Origin of the sequence: Micromonospora sp. NPDC049903, from assembly GCF_044460945.1 — a bacterium.
In the GTDB taxonomy this organism is placed as follows: Bacteria; Actinomycetota; Actinomycetes; order Mycobacteriales; family Micromonosporaceae; genus Micromonospora.
The window spans coordinates 22666-30386 of record NZ_JBITKL010000015.1 but is presented as its reverse complement, the minus strand read 5'-3'; the positions used below and the strand labels follow the sequence as shown (position 1 = coordinate 30386).

Annotated in this window: 9 protein-coding genes; 6 read left to right on the top strand and 3 right to left on the bottom strand. The window is 72.8% G+C overall.

Going from position 1 to position 7721, the window contains the following annotated elements:
* Positions 1–6: 6 nt before the first annotated feature.
* The 4 genes from ACIBO1_RS21495 to ACIBO1_RS21480 are packed head-to-tail and all read left to right on the top strand — an operon-like array spanning position 7 to position 4110.
* Entirely contained in the window at positions 7–1005 is a 999-nt protein-coding gene (locus tag ACIBO1_RS21495) for an NAD(P)H-dependent glycerol-3-phosphate dehydrogenase (RefSeq protein ID WP_396749422.1), read from the top strand.
* 14 nt (positions 1006–1019) lie between these two features.
* On the top strand, positions 1020–2168 hold the full coding sequence (locus ACIBO1_RS21490; protein WP_396749189.1) for a cystathionine gamma-lyase: 1149 nt from the start codon (positions 1020–1022) through the stop codon (positions 2166–2168).
* Positions 2168–3019, top strand: coding sequence for a putative protein N(5)-glutamine methyltransferase (locus tag ACIBO1_RS21485; RefSeq protein ID WP_396749187.1), 852 nt, complete (start codon positions 2168–2170; stop codon positions 3017–3019). Before ACIBO1_RS21490 ends, ACIBO1_RS21485 begins: the two co-directional genes overlap by 1 nt.
* Before the next feature lie 38 nt (positions 3020–3057).
* Positions 3058–4110, top strand: coding sequence for an ROK family protein (locus tag ACIBO1_RS21480; RefSeq protein WP_396749184.1), 1053 nt, complete (start codon positions 3058–3060; stop codon positions 4108–4110).
* A 37-nt stretch (positions 4111–4147) separates the two neighbouring features.
* Here ACIBO1_RS21480 and ACIBO1_RS21475 read toward each other — a convergent pair whose 3' ends face one another.
* The 3 genes from ACIBO1_RS21475 to ACIBO1_RS21465 all read right to left on the bottom strand — a co-directional run bounded on the left by ACIBO1_RS21475 (position 4148) and on the right by ACIBO1_RS21465 (position 5944).
* On the bottom strand, positions 4148–4732 hold the full coding sequence (locus ACIBO1_RS21475; protein ID WP_396749182.1) for a hypothetical protein: 585 nt from the start codon (positions 4730–4732) through the stop codon (positions 4148–4150).
* 161 nt (positions 4733–4893) lie between these two features.
* The gene (locus tag ACIBO1_RS21470; RefSeq protein WP_396691755.1) at positions 4894–5094 is read right to left on the bottom strand and encodes a DUF397 domain-containing protein; all 201 of its coding nucleotides are present in this window, start codon (positions 5092–5094) and stop codon (positions 4894–4896) included.
* A 4-nt stretch (positions 5095–5098) separates the two neighbouring features.
* Complete coding sequence (locus ACIBO1_RS21465) at positions 5099–5944, bottom strand: helix-turn-helix domain-containing protein (RefSeq protein ID WP_396749180.1); 846 nt, start codon at positions 5942–5944, stop codon at positions 5099–5101.
* Between the two features lie 275 nt (positions 5945–6219).
* On the opposite strand from ACIBO1_RS21465, the gene ACIBO1_RS21460 reads away from it, so the two are divergent.
* Both ACIBO1_RS21460 and ACIBO1_RS21455 read left to right on the top strand, forming a co-directional pair.
* Complete coding sequence (locus ACIBO1_RS21460; RefSeq protein ID WP_396749178.1) at positions 6220–6456, top strand: hypothetical protein; 237 nt, start codon at positions 6220–6222, stop codon at positions 6454–6456.
* A 145-nt stretch (positions 6457–6601) separates the two neighbouring features.
* Positions 6602–7708 (top strand): D-alanine--D-alanine ligase family protein, encoded by a 1107-nt coding sequence (locus ACIBO1_RS21455; protein ID WP_396749176.1) that lies wholly within the window; start codon positions 6602–6604, stop codon positions 7706–7708.
* Positions 7709–7721: the final 13 nt, after the last annotated feature.

Here is a 7721-nt window from a genome sequence, read left to right as displayed (position 1 = left end):
GTCGTCATGAGCGGACATGTGGCGGTGCTGGGGGCCGGGTCGTGGGGGACCGCGTTCGCCAAGATCCTCGGTGACGCCGGACGGGACGTCACGATCTGGGCGCGGCGACAGTCCATCGCCGACGTCCTCCGGGACGAGCGGTGCAATCCGGAGTACCTGCCGGGAGTGGCGCTGCCGCAGCGGGTGACCGGCACCGGTGACGCCGCCGAGGCGATCGAGGGCGCCGAGATGGTGGTGCTGGCGGTGCCGTCGCAGACGCTGCGCGGCAACCTCGCCGAGTGGGTCGGTCACCTGCACCCCGACGCCACCCTGGTCTCGCTGATGAAGGGCATCGAGCTCGGCACCACCAAGCGGATGAGCGAGGTCATCGTGGAGACCGCCGGGGTGGCGGCGGACCGCGTGGTGGTGGTCTCCGGGCCCAACCTGGCCCCGGAGATCGCGGCCGAGCAGCCGGCCGCCACCGTGGTCGCCGGCACCGACGCCGACCGTGCCGCGCAGGTGCAGCACTCGATCACCACGCCGTACTTCCGGCCGTACACCAACGACGACGTGATCGGCTGCGAGTTGGGCGGGGCGGTGAAGAACGTGATCGCCCTGGCGTACGGCATCGCCACCGCCATGGGGTTCGGTCACAACACCCGGGCGATGCTGGTCACCCGGGGATTGGCCGAGACGGCCCGGCTCGGGGTTGCCCTCGGTGCCGACCCGCTCACCTTCGCCGGCCTGGCCGGCATGGGTGACCTGGTGGCCTCCTGCTCGTCGCCGTCGGCCCGCAACCGCACCTTCGGCGAGCACCTGGGTCGGGGCGCGACGCTGGAGGAGGCGCGGGTGGCCACCCGGCAGACCGCCGAGGGCGTGAAGAGCGCGCTGGCGATCCGGGACCTGGCCCGCGCGCACGGGGTGGAGATGCCGATCACCGAGCAGGTCGAGCTGGTCTGCCACGAGGGCGTCGACCCGCGGCGCGCGGTCCGGGCGCTGATGAGCCGCACCACCAAGCCGGAGTGAGTCGCGTGGACGAGATGCGTTCCCCTTCCCCAGAGCAGGACGACCGGACGTTCGGGTCGGCCGGTGACGGCACCCGGTGCGTACACGCGGGACTGCCTGAGCCGACGCCCGGCGCGCCCTTCCTGCCCGGTCCGGTCTTCGCCGCGCCGTACCACCTGGATCCCCGGCAGGGACCGGCGGCGGCGCCGAACGGCTACGGGCGGCCGGACAACCCGACCCGTCGCCTGCTGGAGGCGGCGATCGGCGAGCTGGAGGGCGGCGACTGCCGGGTCTTCGCCAGTGGCCAGGCGGCGATCACCGGCCTGCTGCTGGCGGTGCTGCGGGCCGGTGACACCGTGGTGCTGCCCGCCGACGGCTACTTCCCGGTGCGCGCGTTCGCCACCGACACGCTGGCCGGCAACGGGGTCCGGGTGCTGTTCGCGCCGACCGCCGGGCCCTACCCGGACTTCACCGGGGTACGCCTGGTGCTGGTGGAGACGCCGGCCAACCCGGGGCTCGACGTGGTGGACCTGCCCGCCCTGGCCGAGCGGGTGCACGCGGCCGGCGCCCTGCTGGCGGTGGACAACACCACCGCCACCCCGCTCGGTCAGCGTCCGCTCGACCTCGGCGCGGACCTGGTGGTGGCCTCCGGCACCAAGGCGTTGACCGGGCACTCCGACCTGCTGCTCGGCTACCTCGCGACCCGGTCGACGCCGTTGCTGGAGCAGGCCACCACCTGGCGGACGGTCACCGGTTCGGTGCCCGGGGCGTTCGACGCCTGGCTGGCCCACCGCTCGCTGGCCACGCTCGACCTGCGGCTGGCCCGGCAGACGGCGAACGCCGAGGCGCTGGCCCGACTGCTCGTGGCCCGTCCCGACGTGTCGGGGGTGCGCTGGCCGGGACTGCCGGACGACCCGGCGTACCCGGTGGCGTCGCGGCAACTGCGGCGGATGCCGGGGGTGCTCTCCTTCGATCTGGCCGACGCCGACCGGGTCGCCCGGTTCCTCGATGCGGCCCGGCTGGTCGGGGCGGCGACCTCGTTCGGCGGCCTGCACACCACGGCCGACCGGCGCGCGCAGTGGGGCGACGACACCGCACCCGGCTTCGTCCGGCTCTCCTGCGGGGTGGAGGACACCGTCGACCTGGTCGCCGACGTCACGGCCGCGTTGGACGCGGCAGCCTGATGGAGCCCGTCTCCCCGGCCGAGATCGACGCCCTGGCGCGCCGGCTGCGGGAGGCCGGTTGTGTCTGGGCCGAGGACGAGAGTCGGCTGCTGGTCGAGGGGGCCGACAGCCCGGAGACGTTGGCCGGGCTGGTGGACCGGCGGGTCGCCGGCGAGCCGTTGGAGTACGTGCTCGGCTGGGCGGAGTTCTGCGGCGAGCGGATCGGCGTACGGCCGGGGGTCTTCGTGCCCCGGTCGCGTACCGCGCTGCTGGTCTCGGCCGCCGTGGCGGTGACCGGACCGGGCGCGGCCGTGGTGGAGCTGTGCTGCGGTTCCGGTGCGGTGACCCGGGCGCTGGCCGGTCGGCTCACCGCGCCCCGGCTGGTGGCCGCGGTCGACCTGGATCCGGCGGCGGTGGCCTGCGCCCGACGGAACCTGGCCCACCTGGCGGTGCCGGTGCTCTGCGGCGACCTGTTCACGCCGCTGCCGGCCGCCTGCCGGGGTGCCCTGGACCTGGTGGTGGCGAACGCCCCGTACGTGCCGACGGCGGCGCTGCCGTTGCTGCCGCCCGAGTCCCGCCGGTACGAGGCGCCGGTGGCGCTGGACGGCGGCCCGGACGGCCTGGCGGTGCTGCGCCGGGTCGCCACCACCGCGTCGCGCTGGCTCGCCCCCGGCGGGCACCTGGTGGTGGAGGTGGGCGAGGACCAGGTGGACGAGCTGTGGGCGGTGCTGACCGGGGTCGGTCTGGTGCCGGAGGTGCTCCGCGACGCCGATCTGGGGGCCACCGCGATGACCGCCTGCCAGCCGGTCCGTGCCGGACACCGGGACGGGAACGGCCCGGCACGCATGGCGGGCCGGCGGACCGAGAACTAACCTCGCGTCAGGTTCGGACGGCGGGAGGCGGGTTTCGGGTGAGTGGCGCAGCGGTGCCGGTGGTCGTCGGGATCGACAACGGAGGAACGAGCAACAACACCACGGTCCTGACCCTCGACGGGCGGTTCCTGGTGGACGAGCTGGTGGAGACGCCCAGCGAGGTGCAGGCCGGGCCGGAGGCGGCGGTGGCGGCGATGGCACGGGCCTTCGACGGCGTGCTGACCCGGACCGGGGTGCCCCGCGAGTCGGTCCGGGCGGTCGGGCTGGACACGCCGGGCCCGGCCAGCGCCACCGGCGTGATCTCGTCGAAGGGGTCGACGAACTTCTCCCAGCCGGCCTGGCGCGGGTACGACGTGCGGGGCGCGCTGGAGCGCCGACTCGGGCTGCCGGTGGTCTATCACAACGACGGCAACGCCGCCGCGCTCTACGCCCACCACGTGCACTTCGGCGCCGACGCGATGCGGCGGTCGTCGGTGTCGGCGATCGTCGGCACCGGGCTGGGCGGCGGCGTGGTGGAGAACGGCCGGGTGGTGTCCGGGGCGGCCGGCATGGCCGGTGAGCTGGGGCACGTGCAGATCCCGCTGACCACCGTGCTGGCCCCGGAGCAGCCGGTGCCGACCTGCGCCTGCGGTTTCGCCGGTGACGTGGAGAGCGTGGCCTCGCTGACCGCGATCGGCCGCAACCTGTTGCCGTACTGGCTGACGCGCTTTCCGGGGCACCCGCTGGCCGACGAGTCACCGGCTCGCGGGGCCAAGCTGGTACGCGGGTACGGCGAGCGCGGCGACGAGATGGCCCGGGAGATCTTCGCGCAGCAGGCGCGGGCGCTCGGCGCGCTGTTCACCATCGCGGCGAACTTCACCGATCCGCACGCGTACTTCGTCGGTGGTGGCGTGGTGGAGACGGTCCCGGAGTTCCGCGACTGGTTCCTCACGGCGGTACGCGAGCACACCGCGCTCCGCGCGGAGCAGGCCGCTCTGGCCACCTTCGCGTTGGTGCCGGAGCGCGACATGGCCGGTGCACGGGGCGTCGCGCTCGCCGCGCTGGAGGCGGCCCGGGACCTGCCGGCACCACTGCCGCTGGTCGGCGACTGACCTCGGCCGCTGGTCGGCGACTGCTCCCGGCCGCCGGTCAGCCCAGTCGGACGTCCTCGATGACCGGGAAGTCGTACCAGCTGAGCGAGAAGGGCTCGGTGGGGGACGGGGACACCGGGAAGACGCCCCACGTGTCGGTCGACTGTCCCGGGGCGACGGTGACCGTCTCGCCGGCCCGTTCGGCGGCACACCAGGTGTCGGTGGGGCGTACGGTGCGGCCGTCGGCGAGCGTCAACGCGGAGGAGTTCAGGTCGTCCTCGCGGCTCGGGCAGCTCAACGGCCACGGCAGCAGCGAGTCGTTGCGGTAGCGGAAGGTGAGCCGCAGCGTGCCGGCGGAGGTCTCGGCACCGGTCAGCGTGAGGCGGAACGACGACTGCTGGTAGATCTGGCGGTCGAGCCGGTACGTCTGCCGGTCGGTGCCCGCCGGGGGCGGCGATGCGTCGTCCGCGTCCCGGGCGGGGGTGCCGCTGCGGTCCGTCGCGTTCTCCGGGCTCTGGTCCGACCCGGCCTCGACGGACGGCGACCGTGGATCGGCCAGATAGTAGCCGGCGAGGGAACCGATGATGGCGAGACTGGCCGTCGCCACGACGACGGCGGTCAGGACGCCGTACCTTCTCTCCACACGGACCCCCGGCTGCTGGGCGGCAACGTCGGCCGTGAAGGTAGCACCGGTGGGGAAGCGCGTCGGCACCCGAGCCGGGGCTGACCGGGCCGGCGGTGCCCTTACCGGCCCGGTCAGCGGTCCTCGGTGTGGTGGTACGGCTCAGGGGGTGCGGACCCGGTTCAGCGGGTCGGGGGCGACTGGGCGAAGGCGGTCCAGGCGGTCGGCGGGAAGTGCAGCAGCGGGCCGTCCGGGTCCTTGGAGTCGCGTACGGCCACCGTCCCGGGAACGACCGCCACCTCCACGCAGGCTCCCTCGTCGCCGCTGTGGCTGCTCTTGCGCCACCCGGCCACGGCCACCACGGTGTTGGTCGTCGGTGTCATTCTCTTACCGTCCCTTCAGGGTTTTCAGCAGGAGGTCACGGCTGTCCGTCGGGCTGAGTGCGACAGTCCGCAGGTGTTCCATGATCTTGGTGCAGGTGCGCAGGTCACCGGGCCGATCCAGGATCATCTGGCCGGCGACGGTCTCCACCGAGGCGATGATCGGGTCCTCCGGGTCGGCGAACTCGAGGATGTGCAGCGAACCTCGGGTGCCCCGGTGGTAACCGGCGACCAGCGGGATCACCTGCACGGTGATGTTCGGCAGATCGCTCATCTTGAGCAGATGGTTGAGCTGCCCCTGCATGGCCGACTCGTCGCCGACGGGACGCAGCAGCGCCGCCTCGTCGAGGATCGCGTCGAAGATCGGCGGGTCCTGCTCGAAGACCCGCTGTTGCCGGTCGAGCCGCATGTGGACCCGCTCCTCGACGTCGTTGTCGCTGAGCGTGTGCGGTCCGCCCCGCATCACCGCGCGGATGTAGTCGGCGGTCTGCAACAGACCCGGCATCACCGACGGCTCGAAGTTGGCGATGCCGGTGGCCTCGGCCTCCAACGCGATGAAGTCGATGGTGCGCCGGTCCAGCAGGTACGAGTACGAGACCCACCAGCCGGGCTTGCGCGCGTCCTTGGCCAGCGCGACGGCCGCGGCGACGTCCTCGGCCTTGACGCCGTAGAGGGTGAGCAGCGCCCGCACGGTGGCGGGGCTGACCAGTGTCTGCGCGTTCTCGTAGCGGGAGAGCGTGCTACGGGTGCTGTTGATCTCGTCGGCCGCGGCCTCCAAGGTGAGGCCGGCGGCTTCCCGGTGGTGGCGCAGCGCGAGGCCCAACCGGCGAGCGCGAGCGGTCTTCGGTGCCATGCATCGATGGTCGCACGTATTTGGGACTCTGTACATGAGAGAACGTCGGTGAGAGTTGCATTCATGCCCATGGACCTGTCAGTCTGTTAGCGCGTCCTCACCGCCGGTTGTCGTGGCGACGGTGGTGGTGAGCGACCGGAGGGGATGGGGCGCGCGGCGGTCGGGTTATTCCCCCGTACCCGACCGCCGCGTGCCGCGCCAGTTGTCGGCCACCGGAAGGGAATCGACGTGCGAACTGGTCAGCGGGTGTGCGCCGAGCGCCTCGGCGGCCGGCGATGACACGTTTCCTGGTAGTCCTGACCGACGTCCGTCCATACGAGATGGACGGTCGCAACGAGCGGGTCACCCCGGAGCGGCGACGCCAGGTCGTCGGCGCGAGCAGCCGGGAGGCGGCGGACCGGATCGCCGGCGCGTTCATGGCCCTGGGCATGGTGCGCGCGGGCCGGCAGCGGGTCAAGGTGATCGCCATCGGCCGGCGGCACGCGTTCGGCGAGCGGGAACTGGTCGGCTGACCTGCCCCGGTAACGCACCGTATATGTCACGTTGACCGAATGCTGTCATCCCGTGTTCCCGCAGGGTATCGGCCACCCGGCTCCGCCACGCACAGTAAGGTCATCCGGGAGAGCGCCAGCAGTGCGTCCCGGAAAGGTGACCGCAGTGACCACCCCAGGCAAGACCCGCGTGGCGATCGTCTTCGGCGGCCGCAGTCCGGAACACGGCATCTCCTGTGTCAGTGCCGGGAGCGTGCTCGCCGCGCTGGACCCCGACGAGTTCGAAGTGGTGCCGGTGGGCATCACCCGGGCCGGGCAGTGGGTGCTGACCAACGGCGACCCCGCCCAACTGGCGATCAGCGCGCGTCAGCTGCCGGAGATCACCGCTGCGTCCGGTGTGGACGTCGTGCTGCGCGCCGACCCGACCGGCAGCGGCCTGCTGGTGCTCGACCCGGCCGACGGCCCCCGCGCGCTGGCCGATGTGGACGTGGTCTTCCCGGTCCTGCACGGCTCCTACGGCGAGGACGGCACCATCCAGGGCATGCTGGAGATGGCCGGCATCCCGTACGTCGGGGCGAAGGTGTTCGCCTCGGCCGCCGCGATGGACAAGGAGTTCACCAAGAAGCTCTGCGCCGCCGAGGGCATCCCGGTCGTCCCGTACGCGGTGCTGCGCAGCGGAATGACGCTCAGCGAAGCGGACAAGGAGCGGCTCGGCCTGCCGGTCTTCGTCAAGCCCTCCCGGGCCGGGTCCTCGTTCGGCGTCAGCAAGGTCAGCGACTGGGCGGACCTGGAGGCGGCGATCGCCTTCGCCCGGGAGATCGACAGCAAGGTGCTGGTCGAGAGCGCCATCGTCGGTCGCGAGATCGAGTGCGGCGTGCTGGAGGGCGAGGCCGGCGGGACGCCCGAGGCGTCCGTGCTCGCCGAGGTGCGGGTGGTCGGCGACTACGAGTTCTACGACTTCGAGGCCAAGTACATCGACGCGGCGTCCGCCTGCGAGTACGACCTCCCCGCCGACCTGCCCGACCGGGTCACCCGAGAGGTGCGCGACTACGCCGTCCGGGCCTTCACCGCCCTGGACTGCGCCGGCCTGGCCCGGGCCGACTTCTTCGTCACCCCGGAACTGGACGTCTATCTCAACGAGATCAACACGATGCCCGGCTTCACGCCGACGTCGATGTTCCCCCGGATGTGGGCGGCGGCCGGCCTGGAGTACCCGAAGCTCGTCGACCGGCTGATCCGCACCGCGCTCACCCGCGGACCCGGGCAGTACTGAGTCCCCACCCCGA

Coding starts and splice junctions, on each gene's coding strand:
- ACIBO1_RS21470 (WP_396691755.1), bottom strand. CDS start 5,094: ATGACACCGACGACCAACACCGTGGTGGCCGTGGCCGGGTGGCGCAAG.
- ACIBO1_RS21465 (WP_396749180.1), bottom strand. CDS start 5,944: ATGGCACCGAAGACCGCTCGCGCTCGCCGGTTGGGCCTCGCGCTGCGC.
- ACIBO1_RS21490 (WP_396749189.1), top strand. CDS start 1,020: ATGCGTTCCCCTTCCCCAGAGCAGGACGACCGGACGTTCGGGTCGGCC.
- ACIBO1_RS21495 (WP_396749422.1), top strand. CDS start 7: ATGAGCGGACATGTGGCGGTGCTGGGGGCCGGGTCGTGGGGGACCGCG.
- ACIBO1_RS21460 (WP_396749178.1), top strand. CDS start 6,220: ATGACACGTTTCCTGGTAGTCCTGACCGACGTCCGTCCATACGAGATG.
- ACIBO1_RS21485 (WP_396749187.1), top strand. CDS start 2,168: ATGGAGCCCGTCTCCCCGGCCGAGATCGACGCCCTGGCGCGCCGGCTG.